Here is a 24,273-nt window from a genome sequence, read left to right as displayed (position 1 = left end):
ATCTAAAGCTATAGTAAATAACTTCCACATAAGAAGACCTAATCCTGCTCGTATTTTCTGCTTTTATTTTTGTATTTTTTATATGCTAATGGTGTCATGTTCATCGTTTTTCGAAACTTTTCAATGAAATAGCTGGTGCTGTTAAATCCTACCTGGTAAGCAACATCTGTTACATTCGATTCAGGCTGTTGAAGTAATAGTAAGCTTTTTTGAATGCGGTAATCGATTACGTAATTTAATGGTGATTTCTTTAAAATTCGTTTGAAATATCGACAGCACTCAGAACGACTTAAATGACCTGCCTTTGCGATATTTTCTAATTGAATTTTTTCCGCATAGTTATGGTGGATCCAATTTAGCATTTGCTTCATCCTTTGGCTTTTTAACAATTCTGTCTGTACAAATTGTAACGGAATACCGTTCATTATTAAATTTTTCCATATTAACGTTAACTGTAGACTAATATCGATTTCATAGTAAGGTTGGGTTTGTTTAAATAACTCATTTATTTTCTTAATAGAGGTTAAAATGTTTTCTCCCCAGGTTTCATTTGGTGATATGTGCAAAAACGGGATGTTCGTCGCCTGTATATACGGATTTACATACGAATTAAACAGCTCTTGAGATAAAACGAAACTAGGAGAAACATTTAAACATATGTAAACACAACCAGAGTCATTTTTATCTATTGCTGCATGTAAACAACCACTATTGATAAATAACCCTTCCCCTTCTCTAACAGTAATTTTCTCTTCGTTAATTTGAAAAAGAGCTTCTCCCTTCACAATGAGAACAAACTGTAATTCATCATGCCAATGAAATGGAATATTTCCATTAATATTTTGCTTAATGGTCGTTTCGTAACACGCGATTGGTAACACAACCGTACGATGCTCTGTTAATTCTTTTAGGCTTTTGTCGACTCGAAAATCTTTTATTTGCACCTTCCCACCTCAATATACTTATATTTTTTTATCCATTATTAGTATTATTTCATGAGTTTTACCTTTATTATAGGGATTATTGTATCACTATTTTTATATTTAAAGGTGGAGTAATAAAATGAGTAGACAAAAGGGGATATTTCTCGTTATAACCGGTGCCTTATTCTGGGGAATTGGTGGAACTGTTTCTAAAAAGCTTTTTCAGGACTTTAATATAAATGTAGAATGGCTTGTAACGACTAGATTACTTATTGCTGGATTATTACTATTAGCCATTCAATTTTTTAGCAAAGATCGTGCTCAAATATTCGATGTTTGGAAAACGAAAAAAATAGCAATTCCGTTAATTATTTTTGGCCTATTCGGAATGCTAGCCGTCCAATATACGTATATGGCTTCCATCGAACATGGCAATGCAGCGGTTGCGACGTTATTACAATATTTAGCACCAGTTATGATTATCGTTTATTTAGTTTTCAGAAAGCAAACGGTGTTAACACGACGAGATGTTTTTACTGTTACACTTGCATTAATAGGCTGCTTTTTCTTATTAACAAACGGATCAGTTTCGCAATTATCTGTACCTGCACCGGCTATTATTTGGGGTGTTTTATCTGGCGTGGCATTAGCATTTTATACTTTATATGCGATACCATTACTAAAACAATTTGATTCCCTTGTAATTGTTGGATGGGCAATGATTATTGGCAGTTTCTTTTTAAGCTGGATTCATCCTCCTTGGCAAATGAACTTTCAAGCATTAACAGGAGAAGCTATTTTTTACTTAGTATTCGTCATCATTTTTGGAACAATGATTGCCTTTTGGTTTTATATTAAGAGCTTACAAAGCCTATCTGCTAAAGAATCAAGCTTACTCGCAAGTATTGAGCCACTAGCAGCTGTTTTTACAACTGTATTTTGGTTAAATGAACCTTTTGGCCATTTTCAATGGATTGGAACTATTTGTATTATTTTTATGATTTTCATCTTAGCGTTGAATAAAGAACCTGCTACGATAAAGAGTAAAGTGTATAAGGAAGAAAAGCCCCTTAAAATCAGCTAATTTGGCTGAAAGGGGCTTTTAAACTTGCTTTAGATAGATAATGTAAGAGAATATTGTTTAATTAGATTTTTTATAAGTGGGTTAAGTTCATCTGGTAGTTCTTTTAAATGAAAGTATTTCACTTCTGTAGTTTCTTGACCATCTGCTTTTAACGTTCCACCGATAATTTCCTTTGTTACGTACGCTACTGTTACAGGGTAGAATTCATCGCCGTTACGTAATTTAACGAAGTGCTGTTTTCCTGAAAAAACACCGACTAACTCGAGTTTACCAACTTCAATCCCTGTTTCTTCTAACACTTCTCTTCTACCAGCTTCTTCTGTTGATTCTCCAAGCTCCATGAAACCTCCTGGAACTCCCCACATGCCGTCACTACGTTTTTGTAATAACAACTGCCCTTTCTCATTTATGGCTGCTACTGCCACACCTACTAAAATTAATGGACGATGGCCAACTTCTTTTCGTAAATCTTCAATATACCCCATAAGTTTAGACTCTTTCTCTAGCTTTCTCTGTATCTCGAATATTCTTTTGAACTGTTATTGCTGCGAATAAACTTAAAACAAAAGCCATTGCATAAAAGCCTTTTTCACTTAATATGATACTGCCCGCATTATATAAACCGATTCCCATTAAAGAAATAGAAATAATAAGTGCTAACCAGCTAATACCGTAATAAATGTTAGTAACCGGAATACCATCTTCTTTATCTCTTACTGCTTTTTGCAACGAAACTGCTGAATACAGCCCAAAAACTAGTACGGCAAAGTAATAGCCTTTTTCGTTCAGCTCCATTGTTGCGTTAAATAGCCCGATAAGATAAGCCGTTACACCAACTAGTAACGCTCCCCATGAAGCACCTTTGAAAGCAGCAGTCGGTTCTCCTTCTTTTCTTTCCACTTTCACTTTTGGCGGTTCTTTTTGCTTTTCTGTATCTAATACAGCGTCATGTTCATTTGACATTTCATTTTCCTCCTCTCAAAAAAAGAGTACCCTCACAGAAAGCACTCCTACCTAAAGCTATTATATATAAAATCTTTACAAAAAATAGTAAATTTTTAAAAAATCAAAAAATTATTTCGAGTCATTCAAAATATCTTCTAAAAAGTTGATCGCTTCATCCTGATCATACGTTTTGAAAACAACTCCCCTGTTATCGAAAATAACGAATGCGGGGACTTTTTCTAGTTTTAACTCCGGATAGTTTTTGTTTGTTTCTTCTAAACTAGATGGCATTGTCACTTTATTTACTTCGTTAAAAATAGGTGGAAATGGTGTAACTCCCTCATTTCTATCTCTAACCCACAATAAGGAGTACTCCCCATTCTTCTCCGGCATTAAAGCTGGGTAAGCATCAGAAGAACACGCTACGACGACCGATAATAAAAAGACCGAAACGAGTCCATGTAATAACCTTTTCCTCATTCTACACACCTCTTACTCATCTAACCTATTAATAATTCCGTAGTATACTAAATCTACAAATTGATTTTCTTTCTTAACGTGATCGATTAATATTCCTTCTTCCTTCATCCCTATCTTTTGAAGTACTTTTCCTGAAGCTGGATTGGAGTCGAAATAGCGGGCAAAAACTTTATGGTATCCTTTTTCCGCAAATGCAAACTGTATAATAGCTTGCGCTGCTTCTGTCGCATACCCATTTCCCCAAAACTCCTCACCAATCCAGTACGCAAGTTCACCGTGTTGAAATGGTAGGTTATTAGATAATGCAATCGCCCCTAATAACTTCCCATTACCCTTATCCGTAATTGCAAACTCATACGCCCTATCTGATATAAAATTATTATAATGACGTTCTATCCAAGAAAGTGCATCCTCTACGGAATAAGGATATGGTAAGTACAACGTATTTTTATAAATATTATAATTGTTGCATAGTTTCGCAACTGTTTCGGCATCTGACTTTTGAAACAGTCTAAGGATTAGTCTATCTGTTGAGATTGTTTTATGTTTATGGTCATAACTCATGTTAAATTCCCCCCTTTTGATTTGCCACTTTCAAATGAGCTTTTGATGTGACATAAAAACTTTTTACGATTCACCATCTAATGAATACCCTGCACCAACCATTCCGTGTCTTGCTGGTATATCAGGGTAGGATATTCCTCCTACTACCGCTCCATCGACGACAAAAACATGAACATATACTTTTCCTTTTGATTTAACACCATTACTTTCCCAATTATCTAAAGGGTGACCTTTTACAATAAATTTCTCTACATACACCGTTTTATCAAAGTAGGGTTCTGGGTTGTTACCAGCTACGCTCCATTGTAGATCGTACGGGGGTTGTTTTAATTTTGATTCTGTTAATAGGTAACTTTCCACTTGTTTTTCATAAGATAAGATTTTATACCCTTTTTCATCTAAATACTCTTTTGCAACTAAACCAGTTTCAGTTAGTTCTTCTTTGCTACAGCCTGATAATACAGTACAAACAACAATGACTAAAAAGAACATATAGTTAATTCTCATAGCATCTTCTCCTTTTGGATAGTTGCTTACTTATTCCACAAAAAAAGCGCTAATCCTTTTTTTGGAATAACGCACTTTTAGTTTCATAATATGATAATTACAAGCTTTTAATTGATCCTTCTAATAAAAACAAAGTATTGAAGAAACTCTCTTTCACTGAGTGATATACTTGATGTTAAATCTTTCGTTCTTAATACAAACTCTTTAACCCCGATGAATTCAGATTCCGAGATCAAATAAAACTGTGTTCCTTTTTTATATCCTTTAAACTGTGATTTTAGTTTATATACTTTCATTATTTAACCTACCTGATACTATTAACATTTCATTTATTATATCAGATGAAATTATAGAATAAAGTCCATTATTTTTTTCTTATACAATCTAATAATACATACCCACCTATTAGACCGGTTATCGTGGTTATATTCGTATTAGCTAGCAATACGAGTTCTGAATAGAATAAGATATATTGTCCACCAGAAGTTAAAGCAATAAGCGGTACAAATGAAATGTAGAGAGCTGGTAAACAAATTCCGAGAAATTTAGGAACATTGAATGTCCATCTACTTCCTTCTTTTATTTCCTTAACCCACTTTGAAGCACGGAGCAAAATTCCAACTAAGACAGGAAAACATGTGAAAAAAACAGCATACGGAACGAGATTATAAGTACTATTTCCTACCTCACGTAAATTTACTTGAATTTGATGTCCGATGTATAAAATAACACCAAAGAGTACGGTCCAACCTAGATAGGTTATAAATTTTTTCATCTTTACCTCCAGCTAAATGTAATAGCTTCCTTAATATATATACGGACATCTATTCGAAAAGTTTCCTTTTATTTGTAGTTCTTTCTAGTTATCTATCATTACGAGCATGTCTTTTCATGGAAGCGTTAATTATTAGTATAAATCCGAAACCAATCATAACACTCTCCATAAGCAATACGATCCAGGAACTTAAAGTAAAGGCAAAAGACAGGATAAAAAATAGGATTCCGCTTAATAGAATTAATGATAATCCCATAATAAATGAAGTTTTTTCTGGTAGTTGCTTTATTTTATTTAGCATTAATTACGCTCCTTTTTAATAAAGCTAAAATAATTTAAAATTGTAACCCATCCATATTGTACCATGGATTTTTAATCCTACATAAAAAAGCGTTAGGCTATGGCCCAACGCACCCAAACTTCTCGTTTATTTTAATTGCATTACAATATCTTTTAAATCATCCAATGAGAATTCTCCCTGAAATGTTACTTCATAAATATAGCCATTTTTTTCACCTAATAAGAAAAAGTCGTCATAATATTTATCTTCATAGTATTCCCAGTTAAAACCGTTAAGCTCAAATGTCTCAGATAGAACTGGAGGTTCCCATGGATTTCTAGGGTCTGGATTTTCAACCATTCGTGAGTTATGAGGAAACAAACCGTTTTTATATTCTAATAAATATATTACATTATTGGTATCACTATTATCTGAATAATAAAGATTAACACCAGGTCCGTGCTCTTCTAAATATGAAACGAAAGAAAGTGTGTATTGTTGCTCCAATTCTTGTAAGCCTAAAATATTTGGCACTAACCTTTGCACATTTTTAAATGCCATTTCTGTTTCTTCCGGATCAGACTTAGCATTTAATATTAAACTTTGATCGGGGTGAATAACTGGTTCTTCCTTTTTAAATAGTAGATACCCTGGTATATTCGTTTGATTTTTGTACACTACACCTTTTGCTGCAATGTATTCATTTTTATCTTTATCCTTTACTGAATAGATCGAGCGCCCAGGTGGGATTTCGTTTGAATCGCCATCTTTTTTAAAATTCCAATCTCCTATTCTTTTTACTTCTCCCATTATTTCCCCTAACTGATCTTCTGTAATTTCTTCGTCTGTTTTTTTATAGTAGTAGTTATTAAATATTATGTACGGATAGGACTTAATAGCGTTATGTGCAACTATATTTTCTTTTATTTCTTTAGAGGTATTTATATTTGCATCAACATCTTTGGCGTCAGAGTTGGAACTTCCGTTAGACTTTATTAACGCAGAATTTTCATGCTCAACTACATCTTTATTGTTCACCATATTAAAAGTAAAGGTTACTAGTGATGCAGTAATTGAAAAAAGAACGATAAATGATACAATCGGTTTCATTTTATAATAAAACTTAACACTTTGATTACCGTCTATTCTTTTACGAACTTTATTTTTTGAGGATTCACTGAAATGAGTATTTTCATAAATAGTATTGTTCAATATTGATTTAAGATTGTTTAAATCTTTTCTCATACTCTTCTTCCTCCTCCAAAAGTTTATCATATAACATCTTTTTCCCTCTTCTTAACCTCGACTTAATTGTTTCTATGTTTAACCCTGTTAACGAATGTATTTCCCTAATTTTTAATTGTTCATAGTAATATAGAATAATAATTTCACGATATTTTAACGGTAACTCAAAAATGAGCGCAGCAAGTTCCTCTTCTTCGTTCTTTTTCACCACTTCTTCCTCTACGGTTAAATTAGATTTAAAATAGGACATAAACTTATCTATTTGCACGATATTTTGTAACCATTTCGTTTTTAATAAGTCTTTACATTTATTAATAGTAATTCTATATAACCATGTCTTGTATGAACTTTCTTCTCTAAATCCGTCTAGTTTTATGTAACAAGTGATAAACACTTCTTGGGTTATATCTTCGGCCATATCCCAATTTTTTGTATACGAATATGCAAGACGCTTTATACTGTCTCCATACTCATCCATTAAAAGCTCGAGGAGTTCTCTATTTTCATTTTCTCGATAACCATCTTTCGGTTTCATCTTTTAGCCCCCATGTTAACATCTAAGTTTTAGACGACTGTATAGTAATAAATGTTGCATACTGAATAATAATTCTTTTATTGCAACAAAAATTGCGTTAATCTTCCATAGACTAACGCATTAGTAGTTTCCTATTTTACACCCTTACTCAAATGTTCATGTATAAGCTTCCATTCACCGTTACAGTTTATGAATATATTAGTAGCTCGTCCGCTCCCAGAAACAAACTTACCATTGTGGTAGCCTTCATAATGATAGGTGTATAAACAAGTAGCTGAACTATCTGAAGTTGCAATCCATGTTACATCCTTCGCGGTATACACTTCTTCTTTAATCGTATCCCAAGCATTTTCAAAGTATTGTTGGATTTCGGTCATGGAAGCGCATGTTTTATTTGTAAACCAAAAAACTGCTTGGTCATGAAGGTGTGTTTTTACGTTATTGAAGTCATGAGTGTTGGTAGCTTCTATGTATTGTTTTAATGCTTGCTTGTAACTCATTCTTATATCACCCTTTCATTTTTTTAACAAAAGCATAGCTCTCCTATATGCTAAGTACAAGTATAAAATTGTGCTATATACAATGAAACCAACGATGTATATAACAGCTCGTACCGTTGGATCATAAGTCATTTCCCCGCCTCCATGTGCTTCATTATGCCATTTAAGTTGAGAGTGAAAGGACCAAATAGCTAGTACAGCAATGACTAACATTAGAAAAACTGGCACCGCCTTTTTTTGTAGCCCAATGCTTATTAAACTATCTTTAAAGGCATGCTGGAAATTCCAGTCCTTTTTAAAATCGACATTTTCTATTTTTCTAGTAGGTGTAAAAAAATAGATCATTAGTCCTCCCCAAACGAGTCCAAAAATAAATATTGCTGATAACTGCATGGAACCCACTCTCCCATTTTTATTATTTACATGTGAAAAGCGTTAATCCTAAAGGAATAACGCTATCTACAACATTAATTAATTGGTAAGTTCAACTGCCAAGATACACCATACTTGTCATTAATCCATCCAAATTTTTGACTAAACCCGTAATCACCAAGTGGCATTAAAGGTGCTCCTCCGTCTATTAATTTCTCATAAAGCTCATCGATTTCTTGTTCCGAATCACATGTGAGGAAAATCGAAAAGGAAGGAGTAAACGAAAAGTCATGTTTAATATTGCTATCGATACACATAAATTCTTGCCCTTTTAACGAAAAAGATGCTTGCATGACACTTCCTTCATCTCCTGGTTGGTTTGCACCGTACCGGGTGATGCTTGTAATTTCGGAATCCTCTATTAAAGAAGTGTACAAATTCATTGCTTCTTCCGCTTGCCCTTGAAACATTAAAAAGGGAGTAACTTTTTGCATATTTTCAGCTCCTAATTCTTATATTGACTTCATTATACTAAACTTTTGCGGATATTCCATTTCCATTTATACTACGTAAAACTGGAGTTTCTTTCACAAATTTTATTTTTCTTCCATATTTCCAAACCACTAACCTGCTAGCTTCGTCTAAAATGGAGGAAGAGGTGAAAATGCACATGAGTGAATTAAGGCAAATGCCGCTAACAATCGAAAGCTTAGCTAACAAGGGAGATATTATCAATCAATTAATAAATGATTATAGTGACGACATTTTACATTTTGTTTATACATACGTTAAAAATCACACGGTTGCGGAAGATTTAACACAAGAAGTACTTATTAAATGCTACGAAAAATTACATACATTTAAACAACAATCCTCCATTAAAACGTGGGCTTTTCGTATTGCAAGTAACCACTGTAAAGATTATTTAAGAAGCTGGTACTATAGAAAAATTACTTTAAACGAAAAAATTCTTGATTTTATTCCATCAAAAGAAAAGCAAGTAGAAGATGCAGTCATTCAAAAGGATGAGGAAACAAGCTTAGTTAATGCAGTGATGACTTTACCAATTAAGTTTAGAGAGGTAATTTTTCTCCACTACTTTGAGGAATTAACCTTATCAGAGATTAGTAACGTTACAGGTGTGAATGTAAATACGTTAAAAACGAGACTTAAACGGGCAAAAGAGTTAGTAAAAAGTAAAATTGAAGAGGAGGTATAAAAAATGGATAACCTATTCTCTAACTTAAAGAATTCAATGAAAAAAACTGTCTTTAAAGATTTTTCCTTTTCTAACGAAAGAAAAGTTGCTGTAAAAGAAGCTATAAGAGCAAAACAATCACCCAATCACCTCCATTCTTGGAAGGAAGAAACTTTATATTTACTATTTGAATTATTACAGTACGAAGGAAAGTTAGGCTATGACCTTTCTATTCAACTTATCCAACACAACGATCTTACCTTTCAAAACAATGAAGGACAGCTTTATTCCCTTTTACATTTAATTGAGAAAAAAGGATTTATAACCTCTGAATGGAAAGGAGAAAAAAAATATTATTCATTAACTTCAAAAGGTCAAAAATGTTTAGCTTCTTACAAACAAACTAGTCCCAAACAAAAGTTTTCACTTAAACACTTACTAGAGGAGGCATCATTATGAGTAAATCAAATTTTGATGACTTCCTTAATAAAGTAACCTCAAAAGTAAAATCCAAGGAAGCACATATATTAATAAAAAAAGAACTCTCTTACCACTTAAAAGAGTTAAGTCAATCTTTCCAAAGAAGAGATTTCTCAAAAGACGAAGCAGATGAAAAAGCAGTTCAAGAAATGGGTAATCCATTTAATCTGGGAGAGAACTTAAATCGCATTCACCGACCAAAATTGGACTGGGTCCTTCTGTTACTATTTGGGATTATTGCTGCTATAAGCTTTCTACCTGTATCAGGATGGACGTTCGAGAACGAAGCGATTCCAGACAACTATTTCGTAACACGCCAAGCAATTTGGTTATCTCTTAGTATACTTGTACTCGTTGCATTTTTGTTTTTGGACTATAGAAAGCTACTCCGTTTTTGGCCCTATCTTTATTGTTTTGGATTTATTTTACTCCTATATACATATTTTTTAGGCGTTATGAAAATGGGAGCAATGAACCATATTGAGGTATCCGGAGTTGTAATAAACTCGACACACTGCACATTATTTTTATTTTTTCTAGCTTGGATAGGTATCCTTTATCGTATAAATACTTTTAAAAGTTGGAAGAAACAAATGTTACTCTTTTTCTTATTTTGGATACCAATCATTTTCTATATGATGCTTCCAAACTTCACATTAACAATCATGTATATTTCTTGTGTATGCATCATGTTTTGTTTTTCAAAAGTCCATAAAAGTTTAGCAATAAAAATAATCACTACGAGTGTTGGTACGGGAATTATCCTCCTTGTCCCGTTACTTTTTACTCCACGTGGTAGTCACTTTTTTTCAGAACGACTTTCGGCATTTTTATATCCTGAAAAGGACCCAGGTGGATATGGATGGGTATACATGGTTTTAAAAAATGCTTATAGTCAAGCTGGGTGGTTCGGAAATGGATTTACAAATGATACATTCATCCAAAATTTACCTGACATTTTTACGGATTTTGTTTTTCCTTATCTTGTTTATTCTTTCGGTTGGGTGTTTGGAATTTTCCTTTGTCTTCTATTATTATTTTTTATAGGAAGAATTTCAACAAACGCATTTAAGACAAAGGATCTATTTGGAAGACTGTTAGTAATTGGGGGCGCGAGCTTGATTTCTGTTCCAACAATTTGGAATATTTTTATGGGCCTTGGACTATTGCCATTAGTAAGTTTTTCTCTTCCTTTTATCAGTTATGGAGGAAGTATGTTGCTATTCAATTCGGCTATACTAGGGCTTATTTTAAGTGTGTATCGTAGAAAAGATATAATACAAACTTACTCCTATATAAAATAAAAATCGTAAAATAAAAAGCAGACTATAGAAATTTTAACAGGTTCGGTTTTGAAGTACAAAATTTGAATTAGCAGTGCTTTTTGCACGGTAATTAGCAGTTGAATTAGCAGACACTTTAACAATGAAATTAGCACGCAAAAAAGCTCGGGGCCAATACGCTTCGAGCTTTTTTTATCGTATTACTTTATAGAAGATAAGCACCCGTTAATTTAAGTGAAAATATTCACAATCATTTCTTATAAAGTTTAATTCCTTAATGTGTAGGAAAAGCGCCGATTGTTGAGGGGTTAATAATACTACTCTTGATTCAAATGGTAGGTTAGTTGAACAACGCCAGAGGAGAAACTTCTTGTATTAACCAATTTCAGATTCAATCTTTGTTTTATATCAATAAACAATGGTTTTCCTTCTCCCAAGACCACAGGATGAACAGATAATCTAAATTCATCAACTAGGCCTAAATCGATAAAAGTTGTGATGAGACTTGCCCCTCCGTATAACCAGATGTCTTTACCAGGCTTATTCTTTAATTTATTTACTTCCTCGGGAATATGTTCACTTACAAATATTGCTTTATTGTCATACCCTTTTTGCGTTCTGGAAAACACATATTTCTCCTTACTATGAACCAATCCCCACATTTCTTTTTCATCATTAGTATCTTCAATCGTGGAAGTATATTGTCCCCATAAATCGTAACTTTTTCTTCCATACAAAATTGTATCAATCTGATTTAGAAAATTATTAAATTCCATTTCAGGGTCCATTATGCACCAATCAACTTCACCATTTTTCCCTTCAATAAATCCATCTAGAGTAACTGCTAAATCTAAAATTATTTTTCTTGACTTTCCTTCATTGGACATTATATTTCCTCCTTAGTTGTTCGTCATGTCCTTGTCAAAACATTGAAATGGTTCATTTTTTTTATCATTATTTACGATAAATATGAACAATTATCATTCTACATATAATAGCCCGATTGCTGAACAAAGATCAATCATGACTTTTCCACTAAACTGCTCCGTTAGTTAAATAAGCCTTTATACTATTTTAACATATATATCCAAATTCCTACTCGCTTTTTTAACGCACAAATTCACATAGCAATTAGCATACGAATTCGCACGATGACAATAATTTCTGTTACCTTATCAAAAGGGGTGCAAATATGCGTGCTAAAACATCCATAAAGTCATATAATCCTTGAACTATCATCAAAAAGAAGCAGTCCAATTCAGTTGCGAATAGGACTGCTAATTCGTGAGCAAATTTAGTTTTTCTACTCAAAAACCGAACCCGTTATAGAAATTTAGGCTATTTTTATTTTTTTGATTTTGCTCTCTCTTAGCTATTAGTTGATTCTTGAGTGAGGTGTTCAAACTGTATTTAATAGGGAAAACTTTAACTCAATATTTTAAAGGTACCTCAATACTTTCTTCCAACAATTCTGCTTGTTTCATAAAGGTTTCCATTTTCTCCTTACTTATCCCTAGCAAAAAACTGAAAGGCTAAAGAATTAATCTCATTTGGTTTCTCCACTACCGTCCAATGTCCGCAGTTCTTTATTTCCATTAATCTTGCATGCGGAATGTACTTCACTAGCAAACTATGAATTTTTTCTGGCGGTAAAATATCATGGCTACCTTGCGCAACCATAATCGGGATGTCTAATAATTTGTGAGCCTTTTCTGTTAAATAGTATTGTTTTTTTATATCTTCACCGATCACATGATTAACTGTACTATTCATGTTGTATCTTACTTTATTCCTGAGTGTGTCTTTGGAAAAAACATAGTAGGGATCTAAAATGTCTAGTATATTTTCAATCGTGGCTTTTCCCCTTTGCATTTTTTTATCTAACAAAAATAGTTTTGCCTTATCTTTAAAAGACATCTTTTTCAGTAATTCCTGTTCAAATGCTTTAAATCCAGTTGCTGACATTCCAATTGCAGCTGTTAAAAAGATTTTATTAACCTTTTCTGGATAGGAGGTTGCATATAATAAGGCCAGCATACTTCCCCACGATTCTCCAAACAAATTAATTTGTTCTAACTCTAGTTCCTTCCGAAGTAACTCTAACGTCCTAACTTCTTCTTCCATTGAATATTGATTATCTGCAATAGGATCCGACTTTCCGCATCCTCTCTGGTCATATAGCACTAATTTATATTTAGCGGCTAGTGGTTTAACGTAAGGAAGAAAAAAACGATGCTCACTTCCTGGCCCACCATGGAGAAAGACGATAGGTTCTCCTTCTCCTATAGTAGTCACGTACACTTTATTATTATTTAGTGTAATAAAATTACCTTCCACGATATTCCCCCTTAATATGGCAATTCATATAGATTGTAATATCTTAAATGTTTTCTAAATGTTATTTTATTTCGGCACTGGTAACGAATTACCTTTTTTCGTATAAATGATTTTTCGTTATTGGCTTCTATTAAAAGTAAAAACCGCCAAAAATGCACGTACAGCATTTTAGCGGTTTCCTACATTAATTTAAATCTTTTTGCTCTACATTTAACTCAATTAAATTTCCATCAGGGTCGGCACAGAATATTTGCGCAAAACCACTTTTAGAATTTGGCTTTTCCAACACTTCCACGTTGTTTTGTTTTAACCATTCTAACGTTTCAGTATAGCTCTCTACTCTCAGTGCAAAATGGCCTTCCCTACTCGATAAGCTTTTATCTTCCCGAATGGTTTGTGATTTAGAGTCGACAATTAAATGTAGCTGCTGCCCCTCGATATCATACCACGCACCGGGAAACCCAAAGTCTGGTCGATTTATTTCTTTCAAACAAAGTATCTTACTATAGAAGTCTTTTGCCTTCTCTAAATCTGTTACATTAAGACTGACATGGTGTAGACATTTATATTTAATCAAAACCTTCCCTCACTTTCTGTTCCTGTCATCCTATTTTACCAAACTTATTATAAATAACTAAAATGGATTTTCTCCTTTAATAAAAGGAATAAAGACAACATAGGTCGCTCCGACAAAGAACAACCAAAAAAGGACAGATTTAATTCGGTGTTTAAAAAGTTCACTATTTTTACAAAGCAAAAAACGACCTATTACTGTATAAAAGACAAAAAATAGGTAAGAAACACCAAACCAGTTCACCCACACATTACCTAAAAAGGGAATTTCGAAATGTTCATATATAGGCTTTAGTATCGTTAACGTAACGAGAAGACCAATAGCCAGCATAATAGTTGCTTCTATAAGTCTAAACAATACTTGTTTCCATTCTTCCAAAATTACCACCCCATTCTACATTCCTTCATTACACTTTATTCATCATTCTTCAAGGTATGTCCATGTGGAAACTAGCTTTTCTTTAATGTTAATAGTTTTCTTTTTTAGTATAGTTCTTTTGTCACATGTGGTAAAATTCAGTTAATTGCGTATATATTTATAGGAGGTGTTTATTATGTATGAAGTTTCAGATCCAGCAGGTTTTTGGGTTAGGCTAGGGGCCGGTATTTTAGATGGATTGCTAGTCTTAGTTGTGATCAGTTTCATTCTTTCTTTAATATTAGGTATTCCATTAGGTTCAGAATCATGGGTATTATATTTACTTGAAGCAGCTTATTATGTTGTTGTTCCTGTTGTTTGGGCTGGATATACAATCGGGAAGAAAGCTCTCGGCATACGAATTGTGCGTATGGATGGCTCAGACGTAAAAATTGGGAACATGCTTCTTCGTACTTTTGTAGCGGGGCTCATTTATGGAATAACTTTTGGAATTGCCCTTATTGTAAGTGTTACTATGGTTGCAGCACGTGAAGATAAGCGTTCGTTACATGATTTTATCGCTGGTACATATGTTACGTATAATGCCCCAGAAGAAAACTATTAATCTTTTCCCCATTCTAACAATATTGGTTAGAATGGGGTTTCTACTTTTGTCCTAAACTTTGGCCATTCATCATTGTATCCATATTAATTGAAACTCTCGAACACAACTGCCAATAAGAGTAACAAAAAAACACCTATATTTATCAAACCTTGCTCTTTCCGACCTAAATTTAATTCCTCTATTCCATAGATTAAAACTATTATACTCACGAAAAATATCATAAATAGTTGAAGTTCATATTTTTTTGTCGTTGACCCATAAATGGCTAGAGTGATAACCACTAATGCTAAAATAATTTTAATTATCCTTAACATGGAAACAATCACCATTAATCCTTAAATAGTACTTTCATCTCTTCCGGTACAACAATAACATCCTCTATTTCATATTTATTGTCTTCATTTTCTGGTGTCAGTCTTACTAGCAGCATTTCACCATTTTCAAAGGTAACTAATTCGTACTTTTTGTAATTTGCACCAGCAGTTGTTAGATTCGTAAATTCGCTGAAATCAGTTCTAGAAACACTTCCCTTTCTACCTTCAGAAAACAAAGAATCGAATGCTTCATAATCATCATTTTCGATTGCTAACTTCATTAGCCAGGCTACATTTTCGGTACTATCAGGTTGTACTTTATTACTACTGCAGCCGACCATCACCACAAAGAAAACGCAAATTAATACTAGTAGTTTTATATATTTCATCGTACTCCTCCAAGTAACAATATATGTAAATCTCATTACATACATTCCACAAAGACTTTATAACTCCTTCTTCTTTATAGAAAAAAAGATGTAACTAATACTAGCGTTACACCTTCATCAAAATTACATTTTTATTTTTGCAAATTTACGCTTTCCTACTTGTACAACTAATCCGGCTGTCATCGATACTCGTAAAGCTACATCTTCTACCTTCTCACCATCTAACTTTACTCCTCGATTAGCAATCATCCTGCGGGCTTCACTTTTCGAGCTTAACATTTGTAGTTCGACTAAAAGGTCTGTTATTAACACTTCCTTACTACCTTTCCACTCAACTACCGGTAGTTCATCAGGCACTGCACCTTGTTGGAAGACGGAAACGAAATGATGCTCAGCTTTTTCTGCTGCTTCTTCCCCATGGTACATTCTAACAATCGTTTTCCCTAACAGCATTTTTGCATCACGAGGATGAAGATCGCCTGACGTTAGATCATGTTTCATCGTTTCCAGTTGCTCAAGGGAAAGGTCGGTCACTAATTCAAAGTATTTCACCATTAACTCATCCGGTATCGACATCGCTTTTCCGTACATTTCATTTGGACTTTCATCAATACCGATGTAGTTTTTCTTAGACTTCGACATTTTCTCCACACCGTCAAGACCCTCTAATAAAGGCATAAGCATCGCAACTTGTTTTTCTTTTCCAAACTTTTCTTGGTAATGTCTTCCCATTAAGATGTTAAAATGCTGATCAGTTCCTCCCAATTCAATATCACATTCTAATACAACGGAATCGTATCCTTGCATTAACGGGTAGAAAAACTCATGAAGTGAAATTGGTTTTCCTGTCGCAATTCTCTCCTCAAAGTCATCTCCTTCCATCAATCGAGCAACCGTAATTTTTCCTGCTAATCCAATCACATCTTCAAAGTTTAATTTCGTTAACCATTCAGAGTTGTAGTACAAGTCTACTTTATCCATATCCATCACTTTTCCGAATTGCTCAAAGTATGTTTTTGCATTATGCTTTACTTCTTCATCCGTTAACGGTTTTCTTGCGACAGACTTTCCAGTCGGATCACCAATTTTGCCTGTAAAGTCTCCAATTAATAATTGGATTTTATGACCATTGTCTTGAAACTGTCTCATTTTCTTTAGGACGACTGTATGACCAAGATGAACATCTGGTGCGGATGGATCTAATCCTAATTTTATTTTTAAAGGGCGATTTTCTAATACCGATTTCGCTACTTTTACTTCCAGGTCCTCAACAGGAATTATTTCTTGCACCCCTTGAGTGTAGATGGCCATTTGTCTTTCTACTTCTTTTAGCTGTTCGGCTGATAATTGTTTCATCACTTCGTTCATTGTTCATTCCTCCTATAAAAATAAATAAAAAAAACACGTCCCTATCCTAATAGATAAAGGGACGTGGTTTTGCACGCGGTACCACCCTTGTTGGAGGCAAAAAACCTCCCACTCAGTTCGAATAACGGTTCGTCCGTCTTTATGAAAATTTCTTCATAAAGAAAGCTCTAGGAGTGTAATTCGTGTTATCTTTGTATCGGTTCACACCAACCACCGACTCTCTTAAACAGGGAGATAACTACTACTTAAGTTCCCGTCTTTGCTTTTATATATAATATTAAAAATCATTTTCCCGAATAACTTTCCTTAGGAGATTGGACATATTCTTTTGTTCACTTGCAGTTAGACTCGAAACAATCTCCACTTCACTTTGATGGAAGGTTGGATATAGCTTTTCCATCGCTTGCTTACCTTTGTCCGTAATCGCTACGTAAGTAATTCTTCTATCTCTCGTATCTGTTTTCCGATAGCATAGCTCTTTTCGTTCTAACGTATTCGTTATATTACTTACCGTTGCTTTTGAAACCCCAGCAGAATGTGCTAATTTTTTCGTTTCTAACGAACCTTCTACCCATAGGTCATACAAAATAGAAAACGATGTCCAAGAGAGTCCATATTCCGATAAAACTTCACGTTCCATTTTATTTCTTAAACCTTGGGCAATACGATAAATATTGGTCACAACAGCTATTGCTTCTAAGTTCAATGAATCTAATGGGAGATTCGTCAATCTGTTAATTGTACTTTTCTCTACGGGAAGCAATTCTCCATCCTCATTAAATGTATGAATAGTGTCACCACCCCAAGAATATTCAAAATCATTAGCTATGAAACGATAATACCAAAAAGGTAGTATTGATGCAACAAAAAAATAAAAATGCATCCTTTACAGGAATGCATTTTTCTGTCCTACTTAAACCATCTATTAATTAAATATAAAAAGAGAATCGTTGACACACTTAATATAAAAACCATCATATGAGCATCAGTCATTCGATTCGCTTGGACGGCGTCATAAATCGCAATGGAAAGAGTTTGCGTTTTCCCAGGGATATTACCAGCTACCATTAATGTCGCGCCGAATTCTCCCATCGCTCTTGCAAAACCTAATACTAGTCCCGCTAATACCCCTTTGTAAGCTAGTGGCATGACAACATACCATAACAATTGAAGTTTCCCTGCCCCGTCAAGTTCCGCCGCTCCAATTGTATCTTTACTAATAGATTCAAAAGAAGCTTGAATCGGCCTAATGAGAAGAGGTAACGCCGCAATGGCTGCCGCGATTACGGCTGCTTTCCATGTAAAAACAATTGGTTGTCCATAAATCCGTTCGTACCATTGACCAATAAAACTTCCTCTGCCTAGCATAAGGAGCAAATAATATCCTAAAACAGTTGGAGGAATAACAAGCGGTATTGTCACGAGGATCGATAAAAAGTTCGTTAATTTATTTTTATTAAAGGCAAACCACCACGAGAAAAGAACTCCGAAAACAAATGCGATGAACGTTGCAATCGTTGCTATTTTAAAAGTTAAAAATAAAGGTGTTAGAATGGAGTCCATTACGGTATATCAAACCCATATTCTTTTAATATCGCTTGCCCTCTAGGTCCTACAATAAATTGTACGAACTGTTTACTCATTTCTTCCTTCTCAGTTTGTGAAGGAATACCTAACGCTTGTAGTATAGGTTGATGATACTCTTCATCAATCACTTCGTAAGGATATTGAGTTCCAGTTACTAATGCTAACGCAACGATTCCGACATCTGCATTGCCTGATTCCACATATTGATAGGCTTGTCTAATGTTTTCGGCATAAACAATTTTATGTTCAACCTCTTCCCAAATCCCTAAACTTTGTAATGCTTCTTTTGCAGCCTTCCCATATGGCGCATGTTCAGGATTTGCAATTGTAATCGTCCTTATATTGGAACTTAGTAGTTTTTCTTTCAAACTACCTTCTTCATCACTACCCATTAAAACAATTCTGCCTATTGCATAGTATTCTTTGGAGTCTGCTAAAACCGAGTCACTATTTAATAGCTCTTCAATATACATTTCATGAGCAGCGGCAAATAAATCGAAAGGTGCACCTTCTTTTATTTGTTGAGTTAATAGTCCTGTTGATCCGAAAGTAAATTCAATGTTAATACTTGTTTCTGCCGCAAATTCTTCACCCATTTCCGTTAAAGCATGATAAAGATCTGATGCTGCTGCAACATAAATCGTTTTATCTTCTGCCGTGTCATTCATACATCCAGTTATTAAAAATAAAGTAAGTATCATTGTAAATATTCTCATTTTCGTAAACCTTCCATAAGCTGATTTGTCCTTATTATACCATGATTTTTTCACAAAACTAATAACCTCCTTAACTAGAAGGAGGCAAGTTCATGACAATTTTATCAGGAGCATTCGTTTCGATTAAAGGCAGTCGATTTTCTTCGCTTCCACTAACCTTTTACACTTTTTTACAAGCTTTTATCATTTTTATCATCATCTTAGCAGCAACACTGTGACCATAAAATTGATTTACTGTTCCTGTGAAATATAGGTCCGTTTTAGGGTGATAAAATGCGAAGGCACCAGTTTGTCCCCAATGGCCAATCATTCCTGTTTTAAATTCAAAAAGAGAAACAGGCTGACTCGCAATTCCTACTCCATAATAAAACAACCCTGGGCCAAAAAGAAGCTTCCAGTCTTTCAACTCATGTAAATATTGTTTCGGAAAAAGGCGTCCATTCATAAATGCTCGCAAAAATATCATCGATTCCTTCACCGTCGAAACAATACCGCCTTCTGGTCCGATGGAAGACATATATTTCGGTAAATGGAGTTTCTTATCCTTATAATAGAATGGTGCTGGTTTTGAATCAGTTTCATCCTCATAAAGATACGTTTCTTTTAATTCTAGTTCATTAAAAATATATTCTTTAAAAACGGAATGGATATCTTTTTCCGTAATTGTTTCAATAATTTTACCGAGAAGTTGATAGTTTGTATCAGAATATTGGGCTCTTACCCCAGGAGAGAACTTAGGCTTTTCCTGTTTCGCACTCGCTACTACCTTTTCATACCCCCAAGCACTATCTCTTCCTCCAATTAAATCTTTAATCGCTTCTGCAGTGAAATAGTCTGGAATTCCTGACGTATTGGACATTAAATGTTTGATTGTAATTTCGTTGGAGTAATCATGACCTTTGAAGTAGTGGAGTTTTAGTAGTGTGTCAGAAGGGAGATAATTAGAGATTTTATGTTCAAGATCAACTCGGCCTTCTTCTTTTAATTTAAGTAAAACAGCAGTAACATATAGTTTTGTAACACTAGCAATATAGTAAGGAGTATGTGCTAATATGTTCCCTGCTGCACTTACGTAGGAAAAGGAATCGTCCCCCTTTTCCACACATAATAATGCTCCATATATATTTTTCTTAGTGGTGGCAGTTGACGTTAGCTCGTTTATAAAAGCTTGATCTATCATTTATGCAGAAACCTCCTTGTTTTTCTTCATAAAATCAATTGTTAGATGTATCGATGTAATTATAATCCAATAATACTTGACGTATGTATTTAGCCATATCGCTTTCTTTAACACTAGCAATCTCCTGAAATGTTTTTCCTTCCGCTAATAGACGACCTACTATTTCCCATCCAACGAAATACGCTTCCCTTTCAATATTAGTCGTACCATTTCCCATCGTGAACTTGTAGACTGTTTCAGAACTGGAGTCTTCTAAGTAAGGGTATATTCCACTGAATATTTCTTCTCTTTTTCCTTCGCATGAGTGAAGCCAACCTTCCTGCATTACTATATAATCTTCGTTTCGATGCCCCGGTACTATATATTTACTTATATGTGTAGCTAACCCTTCTTGTAAAATGGTCGCAGCAATTGTCCGCTCCCACTGACCGTTAAAGGTTGAAGTTTTAGCGTGAACAACATGGGTTAGTTCATGTGCAAGCGTAATGAGAGAGGGACCACCCTCCACTGGTAGGCATAGAGCGATTCCACCACTATTAGTAGGTGCAACAAACGCATTGTTTTCGAATCCACCTACAAAATAAACGAGTGTTAACTCTATAGAGTTTTTATATCCTAACAAAGTTTTTACTTTTGATAAAAATTGTTGCAATTCCTCCTGATCTAGCTTTACCTTTTCTATGTTAGAAATATGCTCACCGTACTTTTCCCATGCATTGTTTAATAATTCCCTTGCAACTTTTAAACCTTTTTCACCAGGTGGGACTGCCGCGAAATGATAATGCTCTTTCCACAATTCCCATCGTTCTTGTTCTCCAACTCCGTTTACACTCGCTTTTTCATAAAAATCTAGAAACTTAGGAACTAGATTTACAATTGTAATGTTATCCAATGACAGTCACTCCCTTTTTCTTACTATTTCTATATCACACTAGTCATTCCCTTCCAATTGGTAATACGGTGGAATATTTTATTTCTCTTAATGATAAGCTTGTTTGAATTCTTGTAATTCCGAGCTTGTTTAATTTTCTAATAAACTGTTCTAGTTGTTTTCGATCTTTACACAACACTTTTAAAAAATAATCATGCTCGCCTGTTAATAGATGTACTTCCATCACTTCTGGTAACAATTCTAGCTCTCTTTCTAATCTTTCCAGCATTTCCGCTTGGTGAATATTTGTGCTAATAAATATAAATGTTAACAAATCAAACCCGAGCTTTTCTTGATTTAAAATCGAGACACGTTTTTCGATGTAGCCTTCCACCTCTAATCTTTTAATGCGAGCATGTGTTGCTGGTGGTGATAAATTCACTTGTTTTGCAATTTCGGAATTATTAAGCCCCGCTTCCTTTTGTAAAATATCTAATATTTTTAAGTCAATTTCATCTAAAACTTTACTTACGTACGATTCCATAATAAAAAACTCCTTTCAATTATTCTGTACATGCGAAGAAACGGTCACCACAATGCGAATAAAACTAATTATTATCAATGTTTACTTTAAAAAGTTTCGTTTTTCTTTCATTATATAATAAAATATTCTGCCATTCTATTTATAATGTTAAAATTATTCCATCAGCATTTATAGAACGAGAGGGATATATCCATGGCATCGAAATATTATGGTTTACTACTTTTAACAAGCTTTCTTTGGGCAGGAAACTTCATCGTAAGTAAAGGGCTAGTAGATCACGCATCCGCTATGACATTAACTGTTTTACGTTGGGCAATTGCCGTTATCGTCCTTTTCCCTATCGTATGGTGGAAAGAGAAAAAAATCTTACCCTCGCGTAAAGCTATTCTTCCTTTATTTTTAATGGGAATCACTGGGGCAGCCTTATTTAATATTTTTCTTTTTATCGGACTAGAAAACTCAACAGCATCGAATATTGGACTCCTATCTACATTGAATATCGTTTCGATTGCATTATTCTCCTTTATCTTTTTAAATGAGAAAATCAATCCATTACAAATTGGATCTATGGTAATTTCTCTATTAGGTGTCCTACTTGTTATGTCGAAAGGAAATCTCGAATACTTGCTCTCCCTTCAATTCAACAGTGGTGACGTATGGATGTTAGCAGCTGTTGGCATTTGGGGAATTTATTCTGTATGTAACAAATGGGCATCTGCTACTACTTCTCCGATGATGGCAATTCTTTACTCTGGAGTGTTCGGGTTAATTGTTTTAGTTCCGTTTAATACTACCGGGCTTACTGTTACGAATATTAATCCTTCTTTTATCGGAGCAATTCTTTATACAGGAGTCATTTCCACCGTCGTTTGTATGGTACTTTGGAACATCGGTGTACAGAAGATTGGTGCAACAACATCCGGATTATTTTTAAACTTTAACCCTATCTTCACTGCCATGTTAGCTTTTTTCCTACTTGGAGAAGAAATAACGATTGTTCAAGGAATAGGCAGCGGTATTGTTATATTAGGAAGTTTTTTATTTACGTACTTTAAAGCGAAACAAATCCCAGCAAAAATAGTAATAGAACCGAAACTACAAAACGAACAAACAAGCCGTTCTCACGCTTCTTGATGAAGAGTGAGAATTTTAACCTTTTCACATGATGAATATTTTTACAAGCGTTTACTTCTATATCGTCATCACCCTTATTATACTTATTATTGCATGGAGTGTTTTTAGAGGATGGAGAAAGAAAGCTTAATTACCTTGAACACTTTCCATATATAGGCATATATTAGTGTTGATAAAAATAGAGGGGAATGAGGAAATGTCTTATTACGCAAGTCCACGTCCACACCCGTATTTTAACAATGAAAATGAGGAAAATAGTTTTAGAAGTAATGAGGAAGAGCAAGAAATTTTAGCTGCTATCCTCACAGCCGTTAAAAGAGAAGCATCCGCCTATAATCTGTATTATCGCTTAGCTTGTGAAGCACCAACTGTCCAAGAGCAACAAAATTTGCTACGTTCGCTTGAGGAAAAGCAAGATCTTGTCACAACCTTTTCGCACCTTTATGCGGAATTAACAGGAAGTCAATCTACGTTGGAAGTGGAGCATATACCATATGATAACTTCGAAAACGGCGTTCAAAGAGCTTTTGAAATCGAAGCGGAATGTTTTTCTGAATATAAAAGATGCTGCTCTTTGACCAATCAACAACAGGTACTAGAAGTATTTCAGTCTGCCCTTGCGAAGGAGCAAGAGGTTGCAGCCAGATTTGATGTTAGAGAAGAAAAACGAGTGACCATTCGTGACTACGGACCAGGTCCATTCGTTATTGACATCGAAGAAGCTACGAAACAGAACAACACATTCCGAACTGCTCTATGGACTGGAGAACATCTACAAATCACACTAATGAGTATTCCTGTTGGGGAAGATATCGGCTTAGAAATTCATCCGCATCTTGATCAGTTTTTACGAATTGAGGATGGAGAAGGAATCGTACAAATGGGCGATCAAAAAGACCGTTTAACGTTTGAACGTAAAGTGAAAGACGACTTTGCCATCGTCATCCCTGCCGGCAAGTATCACAACCTAACAAATACCGGTAATAAACCGTTGAAGTTATATTCAATTTACGCACCACCTCAACATCCATTCGGGACTGTTCATAAAACGAAAGCAGAAGCAATGCTTGCCGAGGAAATGCATCATTAATAATTAGAAAAAGGAT

General features: G+C 34.5%; 33 protein-coding genes and 1 other annotated feature. Of the genes, 7 read left to right on the top strand and 26 right to left on the bottom strand.

What is annotated here, in order from left to right; genetic code table 11:
• Window positions 1-38: 38 nt before the first annotated feature.
• Entirely contained in the window at window positions 39-944 is a 906-nt protein-coding gene (locus tag BC6307_RS08565) for an AraC family transcriptional regulator (protein ID WP_066411824.1), read from the bottom strand.
• A gap of 118 nt (window positions 945-1,062) precedes the next feature.
• Here BC6307_RS08565 and BC6307_RS08560 point away from each other — a divergent pair, with 118 nt between their 5' ends.
• Complete coding sequence (locus BC6307_RS08560) at window positions 1,063-2,007, top strand: EamA family transporter (protein WP_066411826.1); 945 nt, start codon at window positions 1,063-1,065, stop codon at window positions 2,005-2,007.
• Window positions 2,008-2,036: 29 nt separating this feature from the next.
• Here the strand turns inward: BC6307_RS08560 and BC6307_RS08555 are convergent, their stop codons facing one another.
• The 13 genes from BC6307_RS08555 to BC6307_RS08495 form a co-directional block, all read right to left on the bottom strand.
• The gene (locus BC6307_RS08555) at window positions 2,037-2,492 is read right to left on the bottom strand and encodes an NUDIX hydrolase (protein WP_066411829.1); all 456 of its coding nucleotides are present in this window, start codon (window positions 2,490-2,492) and stop codon (window positions 2,037-2,039) included.
• 4 nt (window positions 2,493-2,496) lie between these two features.
• Window positions 2,497-2,970, bottom strand: a complete 474-nt coding sequence (gene yiaA, locus BC6307_RS08550; RefSeq protein WP_066411831.1) for an inner membrane protein YiaA — start codon at window positions 2,968-2,970, stop codon at window positions 2,497-2,499.
• 111 nt (window positions 2,971-3,081) lie between these two features.
• Window positions 3,082-3,432: a hypothetical protein gene (locus tag BC6307_RS08545; RefSeq protein WP_066411833.1), complete on the bottom strand. Its 351-nt coding sequence runs from the start codon at window positions 3,430-3,432 to the stop codon at window positions 3,082-3,084.
• Window positions 3,433-3,444: 12 nt separating this feature from the next.
• The gene (locus BC6307_RS08540) at window positions 3,445-3,996 is read right to left on the bottom strand and encodes a GNAT family N-acetyltransferase (RefSeq protein WP_066411836.1); all 552 of its coding nucleotides are present in this window, start codon (window positions 3,994-3,996) and stop codon (window positions 3,445-3,447) included.
• Between the two features lie 63 nt (window positions 3,997-4,059).
• Window positions 4,060-4,503: a hypothetical protein gene (locus BC6307_RS08535; protein ID WP_084380165.1), complete on the bottom strand. Its 444-nt coding sequence runs from the start codon at window positions 4,501-4,503 to the stop codon at window positions 4,060-4,062.
• 107 nt (window positions 4,504-4,610) lie between these two features.
• Window positions 4,611-4,799, bottom strand: coding sequence for a hypothetical protein (locus tag BC6307_RS08530; RefSeq protein ID WP_066411839.1), 189 nt, complete (start codon window positions 4,797-4,799; stop codon window positions 4,611-4,613).
• A 68-nt stretch (window positions 4,800-4,867) separates the two neighbouring features.
• Window positions 4,868-5,278 carry a hypothetical protein gene (locus tag BC6307_RS08525; RefSeq protein ID WP_066411844.1) on the bottom strand — a complete coding sequence of 137 codons (411 nt, stop codon included), beginning with the start codon at window positions 5,276-5,278 and terminating at the stop codon, window positions 4,868-4,870.
• An 88-nt stretch (window positions 5,279-5,366) separates the two neighbouring features.
• On the bottom strand, window positions 5,367-5,579 hold the full coding sequence (locus BC6307_RS08520) for a hypothetical protein (protein WP_066411846.1): 213 nt from the start codon (window positions 5,577-5,579) through the stop codon (window positions 5,367-5,369).
• A gap of 126 nt (window positions 5,580-5,705) precedes the next feature.
• Window positions 5,706-6,803 (bottom strand): hypothetical protein, encoded by a 1,098-nt coding sequence (locus BC6307_RS08515; RefSeq protein ID WP_066411848.1) that lies wholly within the window; start codon window positions 6,801-6,803, stop codon window positions 5,706-5,708.
• Window positions 6,778-7,338 carry a sigma-70 family RNA polymerase sigma factor gene (locus BC6307_RS08510; protein ID WP_066411851.1) on the bottom strand — a complete coding sequence of 187 codons (561 nt, stop codon included), beginning with the start codon at window positions 7,336-7,338 and terminating at the stop codon, window positions 6,778-6,780. The genes BC6307_RS08515 and BC6307_RS08510 overlap by 26 nt, the downstream gene beginning before the upstream one ends.
• Before the next feature lie 131 nt (window positions 7,339-7,469).
• Window positions 7,470-7,838, bottom strand: coding sequence for a YybH family protein (locus tag BC6307_RS08505; RefSeq protein ID WP_066411854.1), 369 nt, complete (start codon window positions 7,836-7,838; stop codon window positions 7,470-7,472).
• Between the two features lie 15 nt (window positions 7,839-7,853).
• Window positions 7,854-8,231, bottom strand: a complete 378-nt coding sequence (locus tag BC6307_RS08500) for a hypothetical protein (protein ID WP_066411857.1) — start codon at window positions 8,229-8,231, stop codon at window positions 7,854-7,856.
• A 74-nt stretch (window positions 8,232-8,305) separates the two neighbouring features.
• Entirely contained in the window at window positions 8,306-8,704 is a 399-nt protein-coding gene (locus tag BC6307_RS08495) for a VOC family protein (RefSeq protein WP_066411859.1), read from the bottom strand.
• 176 nt (window positions 8,705-8,880) lie between these two features.
• Between BC6307_RS08495 and BC6307_RS08490 the strand changes: the two genes are divergently transcribed.
• From BC6307_RS08490 to BC6307_RS08480, 3 genes are read left to right on the top strand one after another with little or no spacing between them, the layout of a single operon-like run.
• Window positions 8,881-9,429 carry a sigma-70 family RNA polymerase sigma factor gene (locus tag BC6307_RS08490; RefSeq protein WP_066411955.1) on the top strand — a complete coding sequence of 183 codons (549 nt, stop codon included), beginning with the start codon at window positions 8,881-8,883 and terminating at the stop codon, window positions 9,427-9,429.
• Window positions 9,430-9,432: 3 nt separating this feature from the next.
• On the top strand, window positions 9,433-9,867 hold the full coding sequence (locus tag BC6307_RS08485; RefSeq protein ID WP_066411861.1) for a PadR family transcriptional regulator: 435 nt from the start codon (window positions 9,433-9,435) through the stop codon (window positions 9,865-9,867).
• The gene (locus BC6307_RS08480; RefSeq protein ID WP_066411862.1) at window positions 9,864-11,192 is read left to right on the top strand and encodes an FtsW/RodA/SpoVE family cell cycle protein; all 1,329 of its coding nucleotides are present in this window, start codon (window positions 9,864-9,866) and stop codon (window positions 11,190-11,192) included. Before BC6307_RS08485 ends, BC6307_RS08480 begins: the two co-directional genes overlap by 4 nt.
• Window positions 11,193-11,488: 296 nt before the next feature.
• Here BC6307_RS08480 and BC6307_RS08475 read toward each other — a convergent pair whose 3' ends face one another.
• From BC6307_RS08475 to BC6307_RS08460, 4 genes are all read right to left on the bottom strand, one after another.
• Window positions 11,489-12,058 carry a dihydrofolate reductase family protein gene (locus tag BC6307_RS08475; protein ID WP_066411864.1) on the bottom strand — a complete coding sequence of 190 codons (570 nt, stop codon included), beginning with the start codon at window positions 12,056-12,058 and terminating at the stop codon, window positions 11,489-11,491.
• A gap of 616 nt (window positions 12,059-12,674) precedes the next feature.
• A complete protein-coding gene (locus BC6307_RS08470) occupies window positions 12,675-13,508 on the bottom strand; it encodes an alpha/beta fold hydrolase (protein WP_235858045.1) in 834 nt (277 codons plus the stop codon).
• A 184-nt stretch (window positions 13,509-13,692) separates the two neighbouring features.
• Window positions 13,693-14,085: a VOC family protein gene (locus tag BC6307_RS08465; protein ID WP_066411866.1), complete on the bottom strand. Its 393-nt coding sequence runs from the start codon at window positions 14,083-14,085 to the stop codon at window positions 13,693-13,695.
• Window positions 14,086-14,142: 57 nt separating this feature from the next.
• Window positions 14,143-14,469, bottom strand: a complete 327-nt coding sequence (locus BC6307_RS08460) for a hypothetical protein (protein WP_244905128.1) — start codon at window positions 14,467-14,469, stop codon at window positions 14,143-14,145.
• A gap of 166 nt (window positions 14,470-14,635) precedes the next feature.
• Here BC6307_RS08460 and BC6307_RS08455 point away from each other — a divergent pair, with 166 nt between their 5' ends.
• Entirely contained in the window at window positions 14,636-15,064 is a 429-nt protein-coding gene (locus tag BC6307_RS08455; RefSeq protein ID WP_066411870.1) for an RDD family protein, read from the top strand.
• A gap of 328 nt (window positions 15,065-15,392) precedes the next feature.
• Here BC6307_RS08455 and BC6307_RS08445 read toward each other — a convergent pair whose 3' ends face one another.
• The 8 genes from BC6307_RS08445 to BC6307_RS08410 all read right to left on the bottom strand — a co-directional run bounded on the left by BC6307_RS08445 (window position 15,393) and on the right by BC6307_RS08410 (window position 22,033).
• A complete protein-coding gene (locus tag BC6307_RS08445; RefSeq protein ID WP_066411875.1) occupies window positions 15,393-15,767 on the bottom strand; it encodes a hypothetical protein in 375 nt (124 codons plus the stop codon).
• Window positions 15,768-15,890: 123 nt separating this feature from the next.
• A complete protein-coding gene (gene tyrS / locus BC6307_RS08440) occupies window positions 15,891-17,135 on the bottom strand; it encodes a tyrosine--tRNA ligase (protein ID WP_066411879.1) in 1,245 nt (414 codons plus the stop codon).
• Between the two features lie 54 nt (window positions 17,136-17,189).
• Window positions 17,190-17,404: a binding site (T-box leader), on the bottom strand.
• An 8-nt stretch (window positions 17,405-17,412) separates the two neighbouring features.
• Window positions 17,413-18,018, bottom strand: coding sequence for a MarR family winged helix-turn-helix transcriptional regulator (locus tag BC6307_RS08435; RefSeq protein ID WP_084380167.1), 606 nt, complete (start codon window positions 18,016-18,018; stop codon window positions 17,413-17,415).
• A 26-nt stretch (window positions 18,019-18,044) separates the two neighbouring features.
• Window positions 18,045-18,698 (bottom strand): molybdate ABC transporter permease subunit, encoded by a 654-nt coding sequence (modB, locus tag BC6307_RS08430; protein ID WP_066411887.1) that lies wholly within the window; start codon window positions 18,696-18,698, stop codon window positions 18,045-18,047.
• Window positions 18,698-19,492, bottom strand: coding sequence for a molybdate ABC transporter substrate-binding protein (modA, locus tag BC6307_RS08425; RefSeq protein ID WP_066411889.1), 795 nt, complete (start codon window positions 19,490-19,492; stop codon window positions 18,698-18,700). Before modA ends, modB begins: the two co-directional genes overlap by 1 nt.
• A 106-nt stretch (window positions 19,493-19,598) precedes the next feature.
• Window positions 19,599-20,618 carry a serine hydrolase domain-containing protein gene (locus BC6307_RS08420; protein ID WP_066411891.1) on the bottom strand — a complete coding sequence of 340 codons (1,020 nt, stop codon included), beginning with the start codon at window positions 20,616-20,618 and terminating at the stop codon, window positions 19,599-19,601.
• A 34-nt stretch (window positions 20,619-20,652) separates the two neighbouring features.
• Complete coding sequence (locus tag BC6307_RS08415) at window positions 20,653-21,510, bottom strand: hypothetical protein (RefSeq protein WP_066411894.1); 858 nt, start codon at window positions 21,508-21,510, stop codon at window positions 20,653-20,655.
• Between the two features lie 43 nt (window positions 21,511-21,553).
• A complete protein-coding gene (locus BC6307_RS08410; protein WP_066411898.1) occupies window positions 21,554-22,033 on the bottom strand; it encodes an Lrp/AsnC family transcriptional regulator in 480 nt (159 codons plus the stop codon).
• Between the two features lie 192 nt (window positions 22,034-22,225).
• Between BC6307_RS08410 and BC6307_RS08405 the strand changes: the two genes are divergently transcribed.
• Together BC6307_RS08405 and BC6307_RS08400 are read left to right on the top strand one after the other, a co-directional pair.
• Complete coding sequence (locus tag BC6307_RS08405) at window positions 22,226-23,167, top strand: DMT family transporter (RefSeq protein WP_066411901.1); 942 nt, start codon at window positions 22,226-22,228, stop codon at window positions 23,165-23,167.
• Window positions 23,168-23,363: 196 nt separating this feature from the next.
• Entirely contained in the window at window positions 23,364-24,257 is an 894-nt protein-coding gene (locus BC6307_RS08400) for a cupin domain-containing protein (RefSeq protein WP_066411906.1), read from the top strand.
• Window positions 24,258-24,273: the final 16 nt, after the last annotated feature.

Origin of the sequence: Sutcliffiella cohnii (assembly GCF_002250055.1) — a bacterium.
GTDB classification, from domain to species: Bacteria; Bacillota; Bacilli; order Bacillales; family Bacillaceae_I; genus Sutcliffiella; species Sutcliffiella cohnii.
Note: the sequence above shows the minus strand (reverse complement) of the source record. Positions and strands in the feature narration are given on the sequence as shown.